At 56.9% G+C, this 21,541-nt stretch carries 19 protein-coding genes; 5 read left to right on the forward strand and 14 right to left on the reverse strand.

The window, feature by feature from the left end:
- Positions 1 to 447: chemotaxis protein CheA (locus HMPREF3016_RS02305; protein ID WP_070739838.1), on the forward strand; the 447-nt coding region annotated here is incomplete at its 5' end.
- A 143-nt stretch (positions 448 to 590) separates the two neighbouring features.
- On the opposite strand, the gene HMPREF3016_RS02310 is transcribed toward HMPREF3016_RS02305, so the two are convergent.
- Positions 591 to 1,220, reverse strand: coding sequence for a DUF4097 family beta strand repeat-containing protein (locus tag HMPREF3016_RS02310; RefSeq protein ID WP_004005989.1), 630 nt, complete (start codon positions 1,218 to 1,220; stop codon positions 591 to 593).
- Between the two features lie 259 nt (positions 1,221 to 1,479).
- On the opposite strand from HMPREF3016_RS02310, the gene HMPREF3016_RS02315 reads away from it, so the two are divergent.
- Both HMPREF3016_RS02315 and HMPREF3016_RS02320 read left to right on the forward strand, forming a co-directional pair.
- Positions 1,480 to 2,550 (forward strand): TlpA family protein disulfide reductase, encoded by a 1,071-nt coding sequence (locus HMPREF3016_RS02315; protein ID WP_070739841.1) that lies wholly within the window; start codon positions 1,480 to 1,482, stop codon positions 2,548 to 2,550.
- Between the two features lie 84 nt (positions 2,551 to 2,634).
- Positions 2,635 to 3,285 carry a class I SAM-dependent methyltransferase gene (locus HMPREF3016_RS02320; protein WP_070739844.1) on the forward strand — a complete coding sequence of 217 codons (651 nt, stop codon included), beginning with the start codon at positions 2,635 to 2,637 and terminating at the stop codon, positions 3,283 to 3,285.
- A 124-nt stretch (positions 3,286 to 3,409) separates the two neighbouring features.
- Here the strand turns inward: HMPREF3016_RS02320 and HMPREF3016_RS02325 are convergent, their stop codons facing one another.
- The gene (locus HMPREF3016_RS02325) at positions 3,410 to 4,111 is read right to left on the reverse strand and encodes a hypothetical protein (protein WP_070660467.1); all 702 of its coding nucleotides are present in this window, start codon (positions 4,109 to 4,111) and stop codon (positions 3,410 to 3,412) included.
- Positions 4,112 to 4,243: 132 nt separating this feature from the next.
- Between HMPREF3016_RS02325 and HMPREF3016_RS02330 the strand changes: the two genes are divergently transcribed.
- Positions 4,244 to 5,224: a zinc ribbon domain-containing protein gene (locus HMPREF3016_RS02330; RefSeq protein WP_013398505.1), complete on the forward strand. Its 981-nt coding sequence runs from the start codon at positions 4,244 to 4,246 to the stop codon at positions 5,222 to 5,224.
- Positions 5,225 to 5,240: 16 nt separating this feature from the next.
- On the opposite strand, the gene HMPREF3016_RS02335 is transcribed toward HMPREF3016_RS02330, so the two are convergent.
- On the reverse strand, positions 5,241 to 7,244 hold the full coding sequence (locus HMPREF3016_RS02335) for an NHL domain-containing thioredoxin family protein (protein ID WP_070739846.1): 2,004 nt from the start codon (positions 7,242 to 7,244) through the stop codon (positions 5,241 to 5,243).
- Between the two features lie 294 nt (positions 7,245 to 7,538).
- Positions 7,539 to 8,777 carry an alpha-hydroxy acid oxidase gene (locus HMPREF3016_RS02340; protein ID WP_048778414.1) on the reverse strand — a complete coding sequence of 413 codons (1,239 nt, stop codon included), beginning with the start codon at positions 8,775 to 8,777 and terminating at the stop codon, positions 7,539 to 7,541.
- A gap of 411 nt (positions 8,778 to 9,188) precedes the next feature.
- On the opposite strand from HMPREF3016_RS02340, the gene HMPREF3016_RS02345 reads away from it, so the two are divergent.
- Positions 9,189 to 9,872 (forward strand): TetR/AcrR family transcriptional regulator, encoded by a 684-nt coding sequence (locus HMPREF3016_RS02345; RefSeq protein WP_070695842.1) that lies wholly within the window; start codon positions 9,189 to 9,191, stop codon positions 9,870 to 9,872.
- A gap of 225 nt (positions 9,873 to 10,097) precedes the next feature.
- On the opposite strand, the gene HMPREF3016_RS02350 is transcribed toward HMPREF3016_RS02345, so the two are convergent.
- The 10 genes from HMPREF3016_RS02350 to HMPREF3016_RS02405 form a co-directional block, all read right to left on the reverse strand.
- The gene (locus tag HMPREF3016_RS02350; protein ID WP_070739849.1) at positions 10,098 to 12,266 is read right to left on the reverse strand and encodes a bifunctional copper resistance protein CopD/cytochrome c oxidase assembly protein; all 2,169 of its coding nucleotides are present in this window, start codon (positions 12,264 to 12,266) and stop codon (positions 10,098 to 10,100) included.
- A gap of 64 nt (positions 12,267 to 12,330) precedes the next feature.
- On the reverse strand, positions 12,331 to 13,593 hold the full coding sequence (locus HMPREF3016_RS02355) for a Dyp-type peroxidase (RefSeq protein ID WP_083313666.1): 1,263 nt from the start codon (positions 13,591 to 13,593) through the stop codon (positions 12,331 to 12,333).
- Positions 13,594 to 13,959: 366 nt separating this feature from the next.
- Complete coding sequence (locus tag HMPREF3016_RS02360) at positions 13,960 to 14,763, reverse strand: copper chaperone PCu(A)C (protein ID WP_070695844.1); 804 nt, start codon at positions 14,761 to 14,763, stop codon at positions 13,960 to 13,962.
- 203 nt (positions 14,764 to 14,966) lie between these two features.
- Positions 14,967 to 15,533, reverse strand: coding sequence for a copper resistance CopC family protein (locus HMPREF3016_RS02370; RefSeq protein ID WP_065425152.1), 567 nt, complete (start codon positions 15,531 to 15,533; stop codon positions 14,967 to 14,969).
- Positions 15,534 to 15,665: 132 nt separating this feature from the next.
- Positions 15,666 to 16,445 carry a hypothetical protein gene (locus HMPREF3016_RS02375; RefSeq protein WP_070695846.1) on the reverse strand — a complete coding sequence of 260 codons (780 nt, stop codon included), beginning with the start codon at positions 16,443 to 16,445 and terminating at the stop codon, positions 15,666 to 15,668.
- A gap of 249 nt (positions 16,446 to 16,694) precedes the next feature.
- Entirely contained in the window at positions 16,695 to 17,171 is a 477-nt protein-coding gene (locus HMPREF3016_RS02380) for a hypothetical protein (protein ID WP_070739852.1), read from the reverse strand.
- Between the two features lie 304 nt (positions 17,172 to 17,475).
- Positions 17,476 to 18,354: a hypothetical protein gene (locus HMPREF3016_RS11405; RefSeq protein WP_070739855.1), complete on the reverse strand. Its 879-nt coding sequence runs from the start codon at positions 18,352 to 18,354 to the stop codon at positions 17,476 to 17,478.
- Between the two features lie 460 nt (positions 18,355 to 18,814).
- Entirely contained in the window at positions 18,815 to 19,450 is a 636-nt protein-coding gene (locus HMPREF3016_RS02390; protein ID WP_048754494.1) for a hypothetical protein, read from the reverse strand.
- A 349-nt stretch (positions 19,451 to 19,799) separates the two neighbouring features.
- Positions 19,800 to 20,312: a cell surface protein gene (locus HMPREF3016_RS02400; RefSeq protein ID WP_246827968.1), complete on the reverse strand. Its 513-nt coding sequence runs from the start codon at positions 20,310 to 20,312 to the stop codon at positions 19,800 to 19,802.
- Positions 20,313 to 20,351: 39 nt separating this feature from the next.
- Positions 20,352 to 21,194: a hypothetical protein gene (locus tag HMPREF3016_RS02405; protein ID WP_070520263.1), complete on the reverse strand. Its 843-nt coding sequence runs from the start codon at positions 21,192 to 21,194 to the stop codon at positions 20,352 to 20,354.
- Positions 21,195 to 21,541: the final 347 nt, after the last annotated feature.

Here is a 21,541-nt window from a genome sequence, read left to right on the forward strand (position 1 = left end):
GCGCTAGGCGTCCCTGCCGCAGGCGTGCTCGCCTTCGGCTCCACCCTAGTCACCGCAACCTCCGCCAACGCCATCTCCGCCGACGGCTGGTGGGGCGAAGAAACCAGCGCGGGACTGCAGCGGTTCATGAACGCCGTCAGGGGTGCTGGTCTTATCGTTGATGGAGTGATTAGTTCCCAGCCTTCGCACATGGCACCTGCATGCCCTGGAATCGTCGGTGGCTGGGAATGGGTAGAGCCTAGGCAGGCAGAAGGTTCCCCCACTATCCTCCACATGTCATTGTGGCTAGGACTCAATAACATCGAGTACCCGGTTCCCAGTATGATCAATAATACTGTTATCGAAAACTTACAGAAGCACTATGGTATCTCCCAGGATCGCCGCCTCGACGGTCCCTCCCAGACCATCCAGGCTCTGCAGAACGAAATCAACCAGTACGTCGGTTAAGGTTCTACAGCTAAGCATCACGCCAGATGGGTAGATGCTAAAAAGGCTTTTTATTCCACTAACGTGGCAGAAAACCCGCTTTAGTGGACTAAAGAGTCTTTTTATGCGACCAGAAAGAGACCCGGCAAAGAAGCGTACAGCGCCTACGCCAGCGTTACGGACCCGCCGATGCAGTTGATAAACACGCTGGGCTGCCCCTTCGCATTGTGTGAGTCGCCCGGTTCGCACGGCTGATCCAAAATCTGCACCTTGCCCGAAACATCCTCGATCCGGTACCCCGGCATCTCGGTGAAAGTCCCGGTCGTTGTCACCGAGCCGCCCGTGACCGTGAGAGTCGCATCCTCAGCAACCGTACTGTCTACCATCTTCACGGACGAAGATTTCGCGGTCACCTTCGCGTGTGTAAACGATGCGTTCAAACAGCGAATAGTGCCCGTGGTCGCCGCCAAATCTGCGTGCGTGGTGCGCACACCCTCAAGGCGGCATGTTGAGTTTGTCTGAACCCGCAGAACGTCAAGAAAAGAATCGTGTGGAAGGCTGATAACGATCTTCGGTCCCCCAAAGGATAAAAACGAGGTGCGCTTGGCAAACTTGGATTTCCAGTAGCGTTCCCGCTGAACAATCTGGATAACACCATCTTCGGTGCTTACGTCAAAAAGTTCTTCATGCGGTAACTCTGCAGTCGCATCCTGGGTTTCTGCTGCGGTAATAGCGACCTCAAGGTCGAGTGCTTCAACAGCTAAAGACACGGGCTCAGGCAACGCGATAGGCATACACTTAACTCCCTATTTTTTATCACGGTGACGAAGGCGCGACCCGGCGCACGGCCTGGGCATCCGGCGCTGACTCTGCCAGTCACCTAACACCTTCATGAGCTATTCTACCCCGGTATTATTCCGACTCCGAACACGATAGAATGTGCTTCCCTCCCAAAATTTATGCCGCCGGATGCGCCCCCATATCCGCCGTGCAGACCCTCACCAGGCGTAAAATCTGTGGTAGACACAAACTCACTCAAACTTTCAAGGAATCATGTCTGCTTTTCCGAATGTATCTTTTCTTCTCTGTACGGCGCTGATCACGGTTACCCTGGCGGTGAGCGGGTTCGCCAAGGCTAAGGACCCTTCCAGTACCGTCACGGGTATTCTCAACCTGGGGCTTGAAAAAATTGCTCCGCTGAAGCTTACCGCGCGCACACTCCCCTGGGCCGAGCTGCTTCTGGCGTTAGGGATGCTCGCAGCACCGGGCGCTCTCTTCACCGTAATATCGGGCATCTCTCTGATGCTCATGTTGTTCTACCTGATCGTTATTGCGCGGGCGCTTGCCACAGGCCGCACCGCGGGGTGCAATTGTTTCGGCTCAAAATCCGCCGCACCTGTGAGCCGCTATACGCTCATCCGCAATATCGCGTTGGCCGCCGCCGCGGCTGCCGTTTTTGCCGCATCGTTGGGTTCAGGTCGGGCGCTTATCTACGAGCTGTACAGCCTCAACGCCGCTGATTGGGGCTGGGTGCTCGGCGCCGCCCTGATCGCCCTCACCATGTGGGCGGTACAGCGCGGCGAGGCATTGGCTGAGCCAGATTTCGGCGAAAGCGACGATAACCATCTTCTGCTTCCCGTCTATGAGGATCGCGGCGACGGCGAAGAATACGTGCGCATGCCCATTCCGTACGCAACCCTGCATACGCTCGACGGCAAGAATTTTTCGATCCGCGAGCTCGCCGAGCTCAAGGCGCGGGTGCTGTTCTTCGTCTCCCCCACATGCGGCGCTTGCCTGTCGATTTTCGACAAGCTGGCGGACTGGGCGCACAAACTGCCGCAGCTTGAGCTGCATCCTGTTTTCAGCAGTGAGAGCAACGCAAAGACAGCGTCTGTGCCCGAGAGCATTACCCCGCTGATAGACCCAAAATTTGCGGCTATGCACGCTTTCGGCCGCGGCACCCCGCTGGCGGTAGTACTGGGCTCTGACGGACTGTTGGCGGGCGGGCCGGTGCGGGGCGCATCCGATGTATCCGATGTTATGGATCAGTTGATTGAGGAATTCACCGGCGCCGAAAACTCGGATGAACACAGCGAGCAGAATACCGTCGGGCAGATGCCCTAGGAGGCGCGTTCTTACCCGTATGCGGTACGATACCCCTACGTTTGCACACACGCTATCTATTCATCTACCACCGAGGAGAATACGGTGTCAGCATTGAGTTTTAACACCCCCGGCGAGCGCGAAAAGTCGCTCTGGCTCATCAAGAAAGAGAACGATCCGGCACATTCGCAATGGTATATCGACCGTTTTAAGGCTATGGAGGCTGAGGGTAAGGATATGGCGGGTGAGTCTCGCCTGGTAAATGCTTTGGCTTCGCGCGGGGCGAAGATTCTGGATGCTGGTTCCGGCCCGGGCCGTGTGGGTAAGCAGCTGCATGCGCTGGGGCATCGGGTGACCGGCGTTGATATTGACCCTGAGCTTATTGATGAGGCGCGCCGCGTATGCCCGGAAGCCACCTGGGTTACGGCTGATCTGGTGGATTTGCCGCAGGCTCTCGGGTTCGAGTCTGATGCCGGTGAGGATGGTTTTGAGCTGATCGTATGTGCCGGGAATGTGATGGGTTTTCTTGCGCGTTCAACCCGTAAGCCGGTGTTGGAGAATTTCCGGAAGGTGCTGGCACCGGGTGGGCGCGCCGTGATTGGGTACGGTTCCGGTCCCGGTCGTGACTATGCGTTTGCTCAGTTTCTTGAGGATGCGCGCGAGGTCGGCCTGAATGTTGATTCGACGTTTAGTTCCTGGGATTTACGTCCGTTTGCCGAGGGTTCCGAGTTTATTGTGGCGGTTCTTTCGCGGTAGGCGGCGCTCAGGCGGCACGCTTTATGGCTTGTAAAAGCGGTGGTGCGCATCCTGGTTTTGTGTAGGATGCGCACCACCGCATTTTTCTCTCTCCGCCCCGTGCAGAACGCGGGAATCGTAGCCTCTAGGGGATCAGGTGGATTGAACGTGCCATATCTTCGGGCAGGATTGCGGCGCCGCCCAATATAGCCACGATAAGTACTGCGAGAATTGCCATAGTGGCGGATTTCCAGCCGGGGTGCAGTTCAGTGAAGGTAATCAGGCCGTGGTGCAGCCGGTCAATATCGAGAACGTTCGCTTTTTTATAGACCGTGGTCTGGTCGGAAAGTTTCGAGGCCACCGTAGACATAGTCTTGGCATCCCACACGCGACCATCGAGGCGAAGAAGAGACTTTCCCTGCTTATCCAGCACCCACATGCTCGGGAAGCTGCGGTACTTGAGCTTGGCAACAACGTTGCTGAGGTCTTGCCCGTGTGCTTTCTTGCCGTAGAGCTTTTCCACGAAGATCGTGTGGTCCATATCTTTACGTTCCACCGCATGCCAGCCAAAAATTCGGGCGCGAAGCACATGGGTTTTGGTGATTGCCACGATCGTGGGTTTAAGCACCGAATACAGGCTTAGACCCGCGAAAAAACAGATGATAAGCACCAGCACCAGGTACGGCAGGGCGGGGCGTTTATACGCTAAGAATGCGATCGCGGCGACGAGGGTGATGGTTCCCGGGAGCGCCGCCTCGATGCGCCTGCCGTAGGATCGCATGCGGGGGTGGAAGAGTTCTAGAACATCGCCATATTTGGCGGGAATTTCGTGTGCGCGTTCTGCCATACACACCACTTTAGCGGGCGCACCTGCCCGACGCTAAGATTTTCGCCCCGCAGTGTCAAACCTGAGGGTTCGTGCGGGTACATAAATCTGCCCGGTGTCAGGTGCGCCCGCGCGGTGCGGTACGCTGTAATCATGCACAAATTTTCTCCCGTGGAACGGGTTCTAGCTACCTGGGTTATCGGCGTTTTCGTGTCGGTAACCCTTGCTTTTGGTGCGCTCTTTGCTCTGAATCGGCTGGTGTACACCCCCACGGGTCAAGTTCAGGAGTATTTTAGAGCGCTGCAGGACGGTAATGGTTCGCATGCGCTCGGTATTTTGGGGGCGCGGGTACCTGAGGGTGACGGTTCTCTTCTCGATGGTGAGGTTCTGAAGAAGTCGGTTTCGGGGCTGTCTAATATTACCTATGAGGTAGTGGAAAGCAGCGGTGACGGCGAGCATGCGACGGTGCGAGCCTCCTACACCTTGGACGGCGCCCAGGAACACACCGATTTCAGACTGCGTCATGTGGGCGATCACTGGGGTCTTTTCCCGCGGTGGGAGATTGAACCCGGCGAGCTGCCCGAGCTGAAGGTTTCTATTAAGGGCGTACAGGCGGCGACCGTGAACACCCGCAAGGTTGCGGTTGATGACGGTGAGGCGACGTTCCCGGTGCTCTACCCCGGAAACTATTCCATTTCTTATGATTCGACGGTGTATACCGCGCAGCCGTACTCGCAAAAGGTACTCTCAGCGGACGCAAATTCGCAGGTTACGCTCGATTTGAAGGCGAGCGATCAGGCCCGGGAATCCGTACAGCATCAGGTGGAGAATTACGTAAATTCCTGCACCGAGCAAAAGACTCTCTACCCGAGCGGCTGCCCCTTCGAGTACACTTTCCCCGGGCGTGTGGATGGCGAGGTGACCTGGTCGGTCACGGAGTATCCGCATCCACACGTGACGGTCACCGCGAATGGCGAATGGAACGCTGACCAGGCGCAGGGCAAGGTCAAGGTATCCTTCACGCAGCTTGACCTGTACACGGGCGAGCGACAGCCCTTTGAGAAGGAAGTTCCGTTTACCATCAAACCGACAGTGAACGTCAGCAACGGCACGGCGGTGCACGTAAGCTTCTGAAAGCTTTTACCCTGGCTTAGTTAATCCCTCGCAAATCCAGCACGAGTTCGCTCTCATCCGCGGCATTACCGGTGACGATGACCGGAATACCCCAGTCCTGCTGGTATAGGTGGCATGCGGCGTGCTCGGGAATATCGCCGTCGGGGGTGCCGTCGCAGGCAGCGGCGCGGGCGGTAATGTGCAGCACCGCCTCCTGAATTTCGGGGTTGAGCACGAGGGTACGACTGAGTCCCTGGGAGGTACCGGCACCGTCCAGCAGGAAATTTTCGGGGGTGGATGAGATTTTCAGCTGGGTCGGGTCTCCCCAGCGGGTATCGAGTTTCTGCCCGGTCGGCACGGTAAACCGCGAGGTAAATTCGAGGGTTCCGCCGGTAAGCTTCGTGGCGGGCCGGGCGGTTGTAATCGCCCCTTCGTCCACTTTCTGCGCCTGCGCCGGAATGGCGGCACGCACCAACTGATGCGCATTGGTTTCCACAATTATCAGGCGGGGATCCTCACCCGGAATATGCTCCACCAGGAGGTCGGCAGGTTCGGCGAGTCCACGCTGCAAGGTGCTCAGTTCCTTCGCGGCAGGATCCCAGCGGCGAATCGCACCGTTATAGGTGTCTGCCACCGCAATAGAGCCGTCGGGAAGCTCCGCGAGCCCCAGCGGATGCTGCATGCGGGATGTCTGCGAGTCACCGTCCACAAACCCGAAATCGAACAGACCCAGCCCTACAGCAGAGGTCACCTGTACGCTCTGGCGTCCGTGATCATCCCGCGTAAAGGTTACGTGGCGCAGCCCGCTGGTTTCCGAGCAGACGACCCACAGGCTGCCGTCACGCGCCTCGATAATGCCGGAGGGCTGGGCAAACCATGCGTCCTCGGCGGTACCGTCCTGCAGCCCTTCAACCCCGGCGCCCGCAAAAATACTGACGGTTTCAGAGACGGGGTCGTAGCCGAAGAGTTGGTGGGTACCAGCCATCGCGATCACAAACTGCCCGGCTGCACGCGAGTAGACCGCATCCCACGGGGATGAGAGGGCTACAGCGGTGGCGGGCGCATCCGCGGGGATATGGTTCGCGTTGCCCGTGACGGCGTTGTCTCCATCAATCACGCGCTGCACGCCGTTGCCCGCAAGGGTACGAACCTCGCCCGTGCGCAGGTTCAGCGAGCGCAGCCGGTGATTCACGGTGTCGGTGATCAGTACATCGTACCCGAGTTTTTCACGAAGTTCGGCGGGTACCAGGGCAAGCCCTTGCGGTTCGTTAAAGCGTGCAGTGGTTCCGGTCCCATCAGCGTAGCCTTTTTCGCCGTCCTCTCCCCCGCCGTAGGTTGCCAGTACCGTGTTGAGGTCCTCGGCAACCTGCAGGATGCGGTGCCTAGCGGTATCGGACACCAGGTAGGTGCGTGCGCCGGTGCCAAACAGGTTTTTGGGCCCGAACTCTGTGGGAAGTTCGATAGCTTTCCCCGGGAAAGCGAATGTTCCCTCGGTTTTGGGCCGGGGCACATAGGGACCGTCGCCTCGATGCAGGGTACCTTTTGCTTCGTGTTCGGCAACGAGCTCACGCACGAGTGAGGTAAGCCCCTGCACGTGCCCCTCCCCGGATAGATGCGCCACAATATATCCTTCGGGGTCGATGACCACGAGTGTGGGCCAAGCGCGGGCGGTGTAGGCCTGCCAGGTGGTGAGTTCAGGGTCGTCGAGTACGGGGTGTTTGATGTCGTAGCGGTCTACGGCTGCGGCAAGCGCTACCGGGTCTGCCTCATGCTCAAATTTGGGGCTGTGCACGCCCACGGTGACGAGCACATCCGAGAATTCTTCTTCGAGGGGGCGCAGCTCGTCAAGCACGTGCAGGCAGTTAATGCAGCACAGGGTCCAGAAATCGAGAATCACGATTTTGCCGCGAAGAGCCTGCAGGTCTAGGCTCTTCTCGCCGGTGTTGAGCCAGGATCGTCCGATAAGGTCGCTGGCGCGCACGCGCACGGTTTTCTGCCCGGTATGATCTTGCCCGGAATGCTGGTTACTGGTTTCGCTCACGATTCTCTCCCCTGTGGTTTCGCGCCCAGACCCCGCTTAGCAACAGGGTGCGCTCGTTTCCACCCTATTATGCCAGCGGTGCGGGCGTGTTCACCGGGCGGTAAAAGTTTATGAACTCACCCCGCAATACGCCGTCATATTCTGTCATAGAAGAGGAAGACACCACCCAGGTTTTACCCCATGCGCATACTAAAAAGCCCTTGAAGGTGAACGAAGTGTTAGAAACTCCGCCGTATTCACCTCAAGAGCCTTTTATCATCCCCTAGCGAAAGGGAGGTTATGCAGGTTTAGAGCTTACGCCTTTGGGATCGGCTGCAGGCGGCGCAGCTGAGTTACGTGCTTGGGCTCAAGTTCGGCAATGTTGTGCACCTGGAGCAGCTTCATGGTGCGGCGCACCTCGTCGGAAAGGATCTCGATGGTCCGGTCCACGCCGCGGCGGCCACCGGCCATAAGCCCGTACAGGTAGGCGCGACCGATCAGAGTGAACTTCGCGCCCAGCGCCATAGAGGCGACAATATCGGCACCGTTCATAATGCCGGTATCAACCATCACCTCGGTATCCATCCCTACTTCACGCACTACCTCCGGGAGCAGGTGGAAGGGTACGGGCGCACGGTCCAGCTGACGACCGCCGTGGTTCGAGAGCAGAATGCCGTCTACGCCCAGATCGGCGAGTTTCTTAGAGTCTTCGAGGTTCTGTACGCCCTTAATCACGATCTTGCCGGGCCACATTTCGCGGATAATCTTCAGGTCTTCATAGTTGATGGAGGGGTCCATCGCGTTATCCAGAAGCTCGCCCACGGTGCCGCCGGTCGAGGAGAGTGAGGCGAATTCCAGCTTGGGCGTGGTCAGGAAGTCGAACCACCACCAGGGGCGCGGAATCGCGTTCAGCAGGGTCTTCATCGTCAGATGCGGAGGAATAGAGAAACCATTGCGCTTATCGCGCAGACGAGCGCCAGCAACAGGTGTATCCACGGTGAAGAAGAGCGTATCAAATCCTGCTTTGGCGGCACGCTCTACCAGTCCGTAGGAGATTTCGCGCTCGCGCATCACATACAGCTGGAACCAGAGGCGGCCATTGGGGTCTGCGGCGCGCACATCCTCAATGCTGGTGGTGCCTAGAGTAGACAGGGTGAAGGGGATGCCCGCGGCACCTGCTGCACCGGCGCCAGCGATCTCACCTTCGGTCTGCATGAGGCGGGTGAAGCCGGTGGGAGCGATACCGAAAGGCATGGCGGATGTACCGCCTAAGACCTCGGTGGTGGTGTCTACGGTCGAAACATCAGTGAGCACGCCGGGGTGAAACTCAATATCCTCGAAGGCCTGGCGTGCACGATTCATGGAGAACTCACCTTCGGCAGCGCCATCGGTATAGTCAAAAGCGGCAGCTGGGGTGCGGCGTTTGGCGATCTTGCGCAGATCATAAATGGTGAGGGCTTTTTCGAGGCGGTTCCCGGCGAAGTCCAGGCTGGGCTTCTTGAACGTCATAAATTCTTTGAGTTCGCTGGGCTTGGGGAACTGACGTTGTACCATGGGGCGCCTTCTTTCTGCGGGGTTGCCGCTTCATTGCTATACGAGGTTCAAAGCGTCATATACCGCGATATAACGCAAAAGTATGGTGTGTGTTCATTCACAGTTATGGTCGGACCACACAATGCCCGTAATCTTAAGCTAACCCATACTAATAAATAAGGCAACCCTTGACTTATTAACCAGCGCCGAGTGCTACACACCGTTTTTGAGGCGGTTTTTCGGGGGAAGGACCCGCAAACCTTGCTCTCGCGACGCTGCGAGACGAGTGCATCTGCGACTTTTTGATCAGGTGACAAGAATTTTCATTCTTGTCTCACCCTGAGATACCCGGGCAAACTGCTATTTTTATTCCGCCTCGTAAAGACCTATTATCAGATATGAATATGCAATCACCGTGCAAGGAAACCAACCATGACCCAACCCAAAGCCCGCCGTGGACGTCCCCCAAGCCTAACCCGTGAGCAGATTGCCAAAACCGTTTTAGACGTAGGCTTTGCCAATCTCACGTTTGCCGCCGTTCGTGACCGTCTAGGGGTAGGGGAAACCACCCTATATCGCTACGCACCGGACCGCGACGAACTGGTACGTATGGGGCTCGAATATGCCTATTCCGGTATTGAGGTTCCTTCCTTTGAAGGTCCCTGGCGTGAGGTTCTGAATGCACACGCCCTCAATACCTGGCACAGCCTTGAGAAATACCCGGGCGCGGCAACCGAAGTGGCACGCGGCATCGTTCCCCCCATTGCTACATACTTTTTCGAAGAGCTTTGTGTGATTCTCATCAAACAAGGTTTTTCGGCAAAGAAGGCCGTTCTCACCTGCGATATGCTGCTGGATATGGTTATCGACAGCAGACGAAGCGTTGAACACAGCGATGCGTTTATTGCTGAAACCGGCGCTGGACGTGAAGAAATTCGGCATCAGATGCAGCGCAATTCAACCGACCTGCAGTCTTTCCAAGACCCAGGTGCTTCCGCCGAGCGTCAAGAGATTCGGACTATTCTGCGGGATTCGGTGACCTCGGATCCCTTAGAGTGGCTGCGGCATAAAATGACCATTCTGCTCGACGGCATCGAATACTCGCTCAAGTCATAACGAACGGCTTCATCTGCCGATACCCTGTCTTATGTGGCGTAGGGGTGCCCCTCTGGGGATCCCCTATGCCCTTTATTTTTACGCCGCGAGTATGTTCAGCAACAACCGGGTTCAAAAACTTTGCTGCGGGTACACCACACGCGGCCACCGGTGACGAAGCTTAACTACGAAGGTAGCTTGACCGCGTTCGCGAGGGGCTTGGAAGAGCGAATGAATGAAAGTCGTTTAGGAGCCGTGGCGCGCATCCTCTTCATGCAGGCGCTCAAACATCTCGTTGTAGGCATTCAGTTCGGCGTCCCCATCACGGTCGGCCTGCCGGTCAATGCGTGCGGCAAGTTTCTTATCTGCCATAGACCATTGGAAACCCACCGCGATCGCCACGATCATGGTCGGAATTTCACCGATACCCCACATGAGCGCGCCGCCCATCTTCTGGTCGTCCAGCGCCGATAAACCCCAAGTACGCCCCAAATTGCCGAACCAAGAAGCTTCCAGGAGCGCCTTGGAGTTCATGATCGAGATGCCGACGAAGGCGTGGTACCCCAGGGTTGCGATCAGCATAATCAGGCGCATCGGGTACTGGGGGCGATACGGAATCGGGTCAATGCCGATAAGCACCAGCATGAAGATATAGCCCGTGAGCGTAAAGTGAATCATCATGAATTCGTGCCCGATATGGTACCGCAGCATCACCCCGAAAAGCGGCGTGAAATAAACGATAATAATCGAGCCCGCAAAGTTTACGGCGGCAAAAATAGGGTGCGTAACAACTTTCGACCACCCCGAATGCACGATGCGCACAATCCACTCACGAGGGCCTCGCGTACCGTCCTGACGGGGTTCCAGTGCCTTAAGCAGCAGCGTTACGGGTGCGCCTAATACGAGCAGAATCGGCACGACCATCGTGAGCACCATATGCTCAAACATGTGCACCGAAAACAGCACACGCGAATATACGGCGGGTGGACCGGAGGTGATGTAGTTCAGCACGAGCAGCCCTAAAATCCAGGAGACAGCGCGCATCACGGGCCAAGAGTCACCCGCACGACGTACCTTCACGAACGCCCACAGATATACAATCGCCAGATACCCCAGCACAGCAACCCAGAACCAGTCCCAGCGCCACTCGGTGAACCAACGCTGAAAATGCGGTTCGGGCGGCATATCGTACCAGGTGATAATGCGCACCGGCGTGGCATCCGGCGCGAGAGTTTCCGGAACCGGCGGCGGTGTACGTGAGAGCGAAGCCCCCAGTCCGGAGGCTGCCCCCATGATCACGAGCTCAGCAGAGATGGCGCTCCACAGGGCACGCGTGCCGCTCATCTTACCGGCAGAGAGCGCGGGAATCAGATAAAGCCGATGTGCTGCTCCGATTACCCCGAGCAGAAGCGTTAACCCCAGTTTGAGCAGCACAATCTTGCCGTAGTCGGTGCCTAAGTCCCGCCACGACGACATGCGCACCCCGGCGTTCGTAATGCCCGAGAGCAGCACGAGAATGAACCCGATGAGGGCAAGCAGCGAGTAGCGGCGCAGTACCGCCTGGGCCATCGGCACGCGACGAGATGCCGCAGTGTGTTCGCCGCGGTGTGCCTCAACAATGGTGCCGGTGCCCGCATCCTTACCCGAAATACCGCGCGAGATAAACGCCAGCGCGATCAGCCCACCGCACCAGATACTCACCCCCAGCAGGTGCAGTCCCAGGGAGTTGACGGCACCCATATGGTCCTGCCCGCCCGAGGAGTGCCCCGAAAGCGCCATATCCGCAATACCGACGAGCGAGATCATGAAGATGAAAAACAGTCCCATGAGCGAGCGCACCCCGAAACAGGCGGTGGCGACCACGGCGGCGACCACAACGGTCATACCTTTTTCTTTGCCCGCATCTAAGGTGGTGATATAACTGATGAGCTCACTAGCGTAATCGGTGCCAGAGCCAATGGGTCGCCCCGAAATATCGGCATAGGAAAGAATCAGAACGGCAAGCGCCGCGAGAGTCCACAGCACGGCGGAGGCGGCGGCAAGATTCAGCACGTCGGCGAATGGTTTGTACTCTTTATCGACGGCGTTTTTCGTGGTGCGTTTGCCTCGGTGTGTTCCGGCGGCATCGGCTGCATAGCGGGGAATAATGCCCATCGCGAAGATCAGCGCACCCATGGTCGTCGCCATCGAGAAATTATGAATAACCTCGGAAATAGGCAGCGCCCAGCGTACAAAACCGCCAGCATCGGCAAGCTCGGTCGCCGAGTTCGCTAGGGTTAGCCTTAACGAGACCAGCAGAGTCAGCAGACCGACCCCTACATAGGCGGTAATCCAGGGCGCGGACAGCCCGGGACGCACGGTGGTGCGCTGAGGGCCAGCCTTGGTTTTCTGCGGTTGTGAAGACGTAGTAGCCATAGTTCTTTTTCATCTGTGGTGTGTGCGATGGTGCGTGTTAGGTATGCGCGTAAATCTTGGGCGGCTAGGTGAAGAGGCTTTCGCCGATATACCCGCCTTCCTCACGTACCCCGGCGGGAATTGCGAACACGGCTGATCCCACCGGAACCGTCCATGTGTTAAGCATATCCAGTTGTTCAAGCCGTTTCTGAATAGGCACAAACTGCGCCACCGGGTCTGCCTGGTAGGCCACGAAAATCAGCCCTGCGTCCGAAATGCCGCCGCTGATCTGCCCGTGTTCTGAGAACCCTGAGGCGTTGAAGACCGGTTCGTCATAGTTATAGCCGCGCCGCAGGATGCGCTCCCACGGCTTCTTCTCAAGCTCGGTGCCGTGCGCCCGGCGAATATGCGCATACGGGGCGATTACCTCAAAGCCCAGATTATCGAGCTTATCAAAGTCGGGGTCATCAAATTCATCATTACCGGTCAAGGGCGCGCCGTTAGAGAGCTTACGCCCGATAGCGTCTTCACGAGCGGGGGTATCGACCTCATCCCAGGTATCCAGATTCATATGGATGCGCCTAATCACCACGGAGGTACCGCCCGGTTCCCATGCCTGCGGGAAGTTCTGCTCAGCGTTCCCCTCGCCCCACACGATCTCGTGTGCCGACCCGCCGCCGCGCCCAGGTGTCTCGTGAGGGTCTTCGACCGGGTTCACGGTGCCGTCTACCTGGCCGAAGAGATTACGCGGAGTGCCCTGACCGGTACCGAAGGCACTCAGAAAGCCCTCTTGCACCCAGCGGATACGCCCGAAGGAGCGGGTGTCTTTGGTGAGCATCCGCTGGGCATGCGAGACCGTCAGCAGATTATCCCCACAAATCTGCAGGAGCAGATCACCGCCGTTCCACTTCTGCTGCAATTGGTCGATCTTCGGGAACGCTGGGAGAGGTTTAAGCCACGCCGGTTTTTTGGCGGGTGCCACAATATCAAAAATCTTTTCGCCAAACCCGAATGTGATAGTCAAATGTGCGGGAGCCTGCACAAGCTCAGGTTCCTGATCTGTCAGCGGAGTCTGCCCTGCAGTCAGGGCGGCCGCATCGGAGGTCAGAATCCTCAACAGACGCTGCACCCCAGAAGCATCCAGCCCATCGTTCAGATCAAGAGCAATAAAACGCGCATGAGCCTGCGCCGGGGTCATAATCCCGGCCTGCTTATCGCCGTAAAAATTCACGGTTTGAGTGGTCAGCGCCTGCTGCGCGGGTACAGTCTCGTGCGCACCCGTTTCATGCCCCGGCGCTATCAGACCGCGTGCGCCAGCCCCAACGGCAACACCGGCGCCCACCCCCAGGAAAGCACCGGCGAGCGCGGTACGACGACGCACCCCTGGGGATTCCGCAGACCGGCTGTCATGATGTCGCAAAGAGTCCTCAGCTGCCGATCCTTCAGATATCCCGGCGGTACCCTCCTGCGGCTCGTTGACCTCCGCCGAAGAAGGCTCATGCGGAGGCTGCGGGGTACCCATCCTGTCATTCTCCGCCGTCATAATCTTTCATTCCTCTATGCCTGCGGCTATCTCTCATGCGCGCTATCGGCGCCTCAGTTGAGTGGGGCAGGATGCGCGGTGCCAGTCCCCCAAATGTTGTGGTTTCGTGCGCCGCGCATCCTGCATAGGCTCGGTGGATGTGTTCAAAACACCCGTTGCCGAGCGCTGCGGCTACTTACACTGCGGTTTTGCGGATGCGCTCCCCGAGGCTTCGCCGCTCATATGGTCGTGGTCGCCGTGCTCACCGTGTTCATGCGTACCATGTTCATGATCGGAGTGCTCGCCATCCCCATGACTATGCTCATGATCGGAGTGCTCGCCATCCCCGTGACCATGCTCGTGGCTGTGCTCGTGGCCGTCATGAGAGTCACCCGAGGCCGATGCGGATGCGTCCGCCGAAGCTGAGCCGGTGGACTGTGCATCGCCCTGGTATTCTTCCTTAGCGCCAGAGTAGTCACGTGCCTCAGGCTTGAACTCCAGGGTTGCGCCATCCTCAGTCTTGAGGGTTACCGTGGTGCTGGCACCCGCTGAGAGCGAGCAGTTCAGGCCCATCAGCATAATGTGGTTGCCTCCGGGCTTCAGCTCCAGGGTCTCCCCCGCTTTCACCGTAAATTCCTGCACCTGCTGCATCTTGGTGCTTCCGTTAGAGTCCTTAACCGTGGTGTGCAGCTGCACTTCATCGGTCGCAGTCGATGTTGCCGAGACGACCTTCACATCGTGATCGCTGGTATTGGTAATCTTGCCGAAAACACCAGTCATACCACCGTCGGTTGCCTTAGCCCAGGTATTCTCAATCTTGATCGGGCCTGAAGACGACTGTGCCGAACCGCTTGCCGCTGCGCTGGAAGAGCTCGTTGCGGATGCGCTCGAATCCGAGTTCGTGTTGGTAGAGCCACAAGCGTTCAGGGTAAGAATCCCAGCGAGAGCTACGGAGCTCAAAGCCATCAGCTTGTGGTGAGCCTGAAATTTTTTCATGATCTTTTACTCTTTTCTGGCGGTAAAACCCGCCTGTGTGTGCGAACAATTCTTCGGCAGGCACATGCGACAGTTCGCGGCGTTCGATTATTCTGCGACTTTTAATCGCGCGTGCCGCAATCTGCGGGAAGATCCCGATGCGGCGCCTGCCAATGGGCGTGACGTCCGGAAGCTGCCCGGTAACGTCACGGATGTACAAGGTATTATGCGGAACGTTTTTTGAGCAGGGCGAGAATCCCCACGGCCAGCACGACGAAGACACCTACACCGCCGCCAATCAGCCACCAATTCACCCCGGAATCGGAATCTGACTTAGTGGAGTTCTGGGTATCAGCTGCAGCCTGCGAAGATTCGCCGGTGCCCGCATCCTGCGGGGACGCTGCGGCTTTACCTGCGCCAACGCTGAACGTATAGGTTCCCTGAATAGGGTGCCCGTCCGAGGAGACTACGCGCCAGGTGACGGTATAAGTCTCGTCGGCGCTCGCATCCTTGATCTTGAGCGGCTGGGTGACGGTCGTTCCCTTCACCTGTGGTTCGCCTTCAGCTACGGATGCGCCGGTCGAATCGACCACGCGCACGCGGTTTCCGCCCTCAATATTCATGAGGTTCGCGCTGTAGGTCAGGTTCAGCTCGGCAGGTGCCTGCGTCAAAGTTGCGTTCGCGGCGGGGTCGGAAGAGACCAGTTCGTCATGCGCCTGCGCTGCGGCACCGCCGAAAAGCATCAGGCTGGCGAGCAAAACCGCCGCCAGGGTACGCATCATGGTGCGCATATATGTAAATCCTTTATCTGCATCGAATGCCCATGCTGCATGCGCTTTCACGCTCGGTTTCAGTCGAGGAAGGTGTATACACTCACGCGAGCCAGCCGGTGGGCAGACTCGTAGCACGGGCGATGGTTGGGGTTACGCGGGGTTTCCCAAGACTGCAGGCGGTCCTCGCTCCACGCGGGAGAACGCCAGCATCAGCCGACGAAGATAAACGGATATGACAAAACGTCCGTATATACGGGGAAAGACAGGAAGCGGCGCCAGCACCGGAACGCGCAGAGCGGACTGCAAACGTGTATTCAGATAACAGTGTAAAGCCCACAATGCCTGCGCGAGAGCGCGTTCACCACGGTGCAAAAGTATAAGGCTTAGTAGGGCTGCAAGAGCGTGCACCCCGATCATAGTGCCAGTAGCGTGCTGGGCGACGGCGTGACTGAACCCATTCCCGTGTTCAAGGGCGAGGGGTGTTCCGGGCGCATGTGCATGACCGTGCGCGTAGTTTCCTTGCAGTGCCACCACACGATGCGCCGCCTGAGCGGATCCGTGGGATAGGTTGAAAACACCGTGGAGCAGGGTTTGTACGGTGAGAGCGCCTGCTGCGGTGCCCAGGTAGAGGGCTCGCTGCCGTGAGCGCGTTATACGTTCGAGAAGCGCTAGAAGTCCCAGAGCGGCGAGCGCCCCTAACGCGGTACAAAGCGCAAGAATCATCGGATGCGCGACCCCGCCTCCGGCAAGAGTATGCCCTGCCGAGCCCAGCAGAACCGCAGATGCCGAGATAAGCCAGGCACGCATCACACGGGCGCCTCGCCTAGTAGCGGTTGCTGACTGTACCTCACGCGGCGATGATTCCCGTTCGGCACAGTCTTTGACGGCGAGAAGGCGGGTATGAGGGCGCGTCTTTGCGCGTGTGTGCATGTTCCGCCCCCTCGCTCGTAGTCGTCATATGCGGGTGTACCCGCAACCTGTCAATATCCCACATTCTACCGGTTTGTCAGCTGACCAGGTATTTCACGGCGAAGATGTGACATGTTCGGCTGGTTAACGTTTTGAGCGCCACAATGACGCGCATCCTCACGTTCAAGGATGCGCGCCATATGCACAGATACACCGAAACTCGCCTGTTTCGGCGGCAGCATACCGCCGCAGAGGGGCGAATGCCTCAGGTTACTGCTTTTGCTGTTGCTGAGGCTGCTGTTGTCCCTGCTGAGGCTGCCCTTGCTGGGGCTGTTGCTGCTGTTGTTCCTCCGGCGGGTTATCCATACGGGCTCCACCTTCGCTGCCGGGCTTCGTCTGCATCTGACCACCGGTACCGCTCTCACCGGTCTGCATGTTGCCGCCAGCTGAAGGGTCTGAACCAGTGCCGCCGCCGGATCCGCCGCCATTCTCCATCTGTGAGCCGCCGCCAGAATTATTTTCTGCGCCCGAGCCGCCGCCAGCGCCACCGCCTGAACCGGAGTCGCCTGATGTGCCGCCGTTGTCCGTGGTCACGGATCCCTGCGAGGCTGATGAACTTGACGATGTAGATGCTGAGGATGAGCTTGAGGAGGAGTCACCACCGGAGCTGCCAGAGCCACATGCGCTCAGCGCCACCACGCCAGCAACAGCCAGGGACACAAAAACAGAAGTCTTCTTGGCGATCATACGCCTATCCTTTCTGCCGGTAATTGTTGGTTCAAAACCCACCCTCTCACACACCTAAAGTATTTTTCAGGGATTTATCCCAGGTGCGGAACGTTTTTATGCTATGAGCCGTAAATACATTGCATTTCCATAAATATTTTCGAAATGGCGTGCATAAAATTATGTAGTTTAATTGCATATCCAATGGTTAAATTCCCCCATCATATTTATATCTTCCGTATTTTTAGCAGAAATAAGGCGCGCATCCTCAAACACTAAGGATGCGCGCCAAATTACACAGCCGCCTCACGGCTGCCCGCAGGTACTAGCCCGCAGTGGTCGGGTTGAGAGGCGTTTTAGGAGTTGCCGCTCCCGGAGTATTGGGAACCACGGGAAGATCCGGCAGGTCGGTGGGTTTTTCGGACGTAGCCTGACCGTTAACCATCACATTGTAGGCGCCGTTGTACTGCACAGCCGTCACCGTATTGCCTTCGTTCTTAACCCAGGAGCCGTCGATGCCCACCAGATCGGTGTGACCATCGGAAGCGTCGGTCCTAGTCCAAGAGCCATCGTAGTAGACCGTAACCGTATCGCCGTCGGGTTCAGTAGCAGTCCAAGAGCCGTCTTCCGAGACCAGAACGTATCCCTCAGATCCAGGAGCGCCATTGGCGCCACCACCCTGTGCGCCGCTACCGTCAGCACCGCCTCCAGAGTTAGGAGCGGTGCCACCCTGGGCACCGCCGCCACCCTCAGCGCCAGAACCGTTCGCTCCGCCGCCTGATCCGTCACCGCTGCCCGATTGTGCGCCACCCTGAGCGCCGCCACCGCCTTCAGCACCCGAGCCTCCACCGGAGCCGCCCTCGTTGCCTGATTGTGAGCCAGAATCGGAACCAGATTTATCCTCCGACCCCGCGCCGTCGCTAGATCCGCTACCAGACCCCTTCTCTGAGTCTGCACCGCCGCTAGCATCAGAACCGGCACTGGAGTTTGCCGAAGCATCGCCGCTGGCGCCACCGCTAGCGTTCGAGGAGTCTGAGCCGCCGGAAGCGGAAGCTGAAGAGTTTGCCGATGCGGAACCGGACGCACCGCTTCCCGCGGAAGAGCTTGAGGAGGAGCCGTTAGAATTGTCCGAGCCACAGGCGCTCAGCGCCACCATGCCCGCAACAGCCAGAGATACAAAAGCGGAAGTCTTCTTGGCGATCATACGCCTATCCTTTCTGCCGGTGATTATTGACTGGTTTTCAACTCTCTCACACACTGACGGTATTTTTCAGGAATTTTCCCCTCCCTGTGGCTCTTTTTATGCTAAGAGCAATAAATAGACCCTTTAACGCATACTCATTTCTAACCCAAACAATTAACTGTATTTCCTTGTGTTATTAAAATTAATTAATATTTTAAAATATTTACCCTTCTCTTAGACCTCAGAAAACTTAGAACATACCTCGCACTTATACAAGCGTCTCTTATGGTTTCGGGGTTTTATTTTGCCACCCTTTATCCACACACCAAAGCGGTGCGCATCCTTATCATAAGGATGCGCACCGCTTGAATTATCGCGCCGTATACCGTGATGCTACGTCCGGGTGGAGCCTTCTAGACCAGTAGTTACCGTAGCGCGTCAGAGGCAACGCACGGCATATCGACTCTCTATCTAGAATAATCTAGCCGGCAGTGGTTGGCTGAACTGGGGACTTAGGAGTTACAGCTTTAGAGTCGCTTGGTTTATTGGGCAGATCCGGAAGGCTTGGCTTCTTCGTGGACGGCTTGCCATCTTCCTGAACGGTGTAGCTGCCATCAGCGCTTACAGCTGTTACATCACCACCATCTTTAACGGTCCATGAGCCATCGGAACTCACAGTGGTAATATCGCCATCAGTCTCGGTGCGAACCCATGAGCCGTCAGAAGCCACGGCGATATTATCACCATCAGCCTCAGTGTAAGTCCACGACCCATCAGATACAACAGTATGCGAACCGGCCCCGCCACCGTTATTGCCAGCGGATGCGCTCGACCCCGAGCCGTTATCCGCTTGCATTCCGCCGTTAGTACCAGCAGATACCGTGGAATCGCCGTTCTTCATCTGCATATTACCGTCAGCCCCAGCGGTAACAGAGGTATCACCATTATTCACAGTGACCGAACCGTCAGAGGCGGAGACCTTGGGAGTCGCAGATGCAGAAGCGGATGCCGATGAAGAGTTCGAAGCGTTATTGGAGTTATTGGCACCGCATGCGCTGAGGGCTACAACGCCTGCTACAGCTAGAGAAAGAAGGGCGGAAGTTTTCTTGGTGATCATGTGCGTAGTCTTTCTGATGATGAATTACTGTTCAGTACCCGAAAATTTCGCGTCACAAGACTGAAATTACAGGAGCTATACCCTACCGGGAATACCTTTATTCTACTGGTTCTAGCTATGTTGAGCCTATGTAAACCTGTGTTTAACCTAAGAAACTTAAAAATTATCTTAAGGTTTTTTATACCTATTTCAGGCCCCCAAATTCCCGCGGAAGTAAAGGGGTGGGGTATACCCCCGTACCACAGGCTCTTATCGCAGGCAGATGAAAAGCCGAAGCACCGCATCCTAGCCTTGTGGATGCGGCGCTTCGGTTCCTGAAAGTCCTCACGACAGAGGTCGCAGTCACAAACTATTGCAGAGCATACGAGGGCTCAACCGGGGTCTTAGGCGTTACCGCCTGAGGGTTTGCAGGTCTTTCAGGCATCTGAGGAACCGTAGGTTTCGTAGTTCCGGGCTGCCCGCCTTTCTTCACAGTCGTGTAGCCACCATCCGCCTGCACCTTAGCCTGGGAGCCTTGCACTGTTCCCTGCTCTGCAATCTCGATTCGAGCTTTATGGGTCCATGACCCATCTGCCGACACCGCAGTTTCCTCGCCCATAATCCCGGTTTTAGTCCAAGAACCGTCAGCATTGACTTTCACCTGCAAACCATCATTGGACACATAAGACCATGAACCATCCGAGGAAACCTGTGTGGTTTGTTCCTCCATACTGCGTACCGTAACGGACGGAAAAGGCTTAGGAGTTTTCGACACCGATGGAGAGGCGGCCGAACCGCTGGAACTATGAGCAACGCAAGCGCTTAGCGTCAGAGCAGAAGCAAATGCCAGAGCAAGACTCGCTATAATTTTTACAGTTTTCACGTGTTTTCCCATCTCAGGGCAGAAAGTCAGCCGTTTTTATTACCCGCGCCCCTGCCAAACAGCGCGCTTAGGCTGTGCTGGACGAGCCGTCCCCCGTCCAGGATACGTGGGCGCTGGGGGCGTGTAGGACGAAATTCGCCATCCATTAGAGGAGTACCATTCGCCGTTATCGGTGACGCCGAATTCGCTTCCATTCGGATACTTTTGCACCCACGATCCGTCGTCGTACACACGAATTCGGGTTCCATCGGCATTCTTGCGTTTCCACGAGCCATCGGAATCAACTTTGATAGTGCTTCCATCCGCAGCGGTCTGAGACCACGAACCATCGCGGTTCACCTTGATACTAGAAGCACCGCCATTTCCCTTGTTGCCGGTAGATCCTTGCGAACCGCCATTTTTATTTGCGGATCCTGCTCCTCCCTGACCTCCAGAATTTCCCTGCTGTCCGGAGTTACTTCCACCAGAGCCGTCAGCCGGCTTCGCCGCTTCATCGACATCCTTATTCGCATCTGCACCACCAGCTGCTGCGCTTTCCTCAGGAGAATTAGCAGCCGGAGATTCGGGGGCTGTTGCCGCATCTGTGAGCGTGGGAGCATTCACGGCTTCACCTGTAGTATTACTCTCGGCGGTTGAAGAGGGAGTAGCATCCGCAGGCTCGGGGGTTGCGGTTTCAGTCGCCGTCGCAGAAGGGGATGAACTTGCCGAGGAACTGGGACTTGGAGACTTAGATTTCGTGGGAGAAGATTTTGAGCTTGAGGAGCTGCTGTTGGGCGATAATGTTACGGAGGAAGACGCCTCATTTGAGGAGCCGCAGGCGCTCAGGGCAAGAATACTCGCCACAGCCACCGATACAACGGCGTAGGTTCTCTTCATGCTCATTGCATTTCTTTCTATAAACCGGTGATGACGTCCCGTTGCGACCACCCAGACGTTCAGCATGAGCGCACCACAGCACCGAAAAATATGGTGTTATAGCGATCCCCACTGAAGAGCGTCGTTGCGGGATAAATAGTCCTTCCGGAAGAAGGGATACATCTATTCTAAAGGTGTTCCGCTTCTTGAAGCTATCCATTAACACGTTTCTTGAAAAATATCACGTTAATTTCTGCGGGTACCCTCAAGAATATCTTGGGAAACACTTCAAAATCTCGGACGTGAAACTACAGATTAAAGCTAATCAGCATTTTTATATATATTTTCTTTACACTTACGAGAGTTCTATGTGA

This window comes from Rothia sp. HMSC065D02 (assembly GCF_001815285.1).
Taxonomy (GTDB): Bacteria; Actinomycetota; Actinomycetes; order Actinomycetales; family Micrococcaceae; genus Rothia; species Rothia dentocariosa.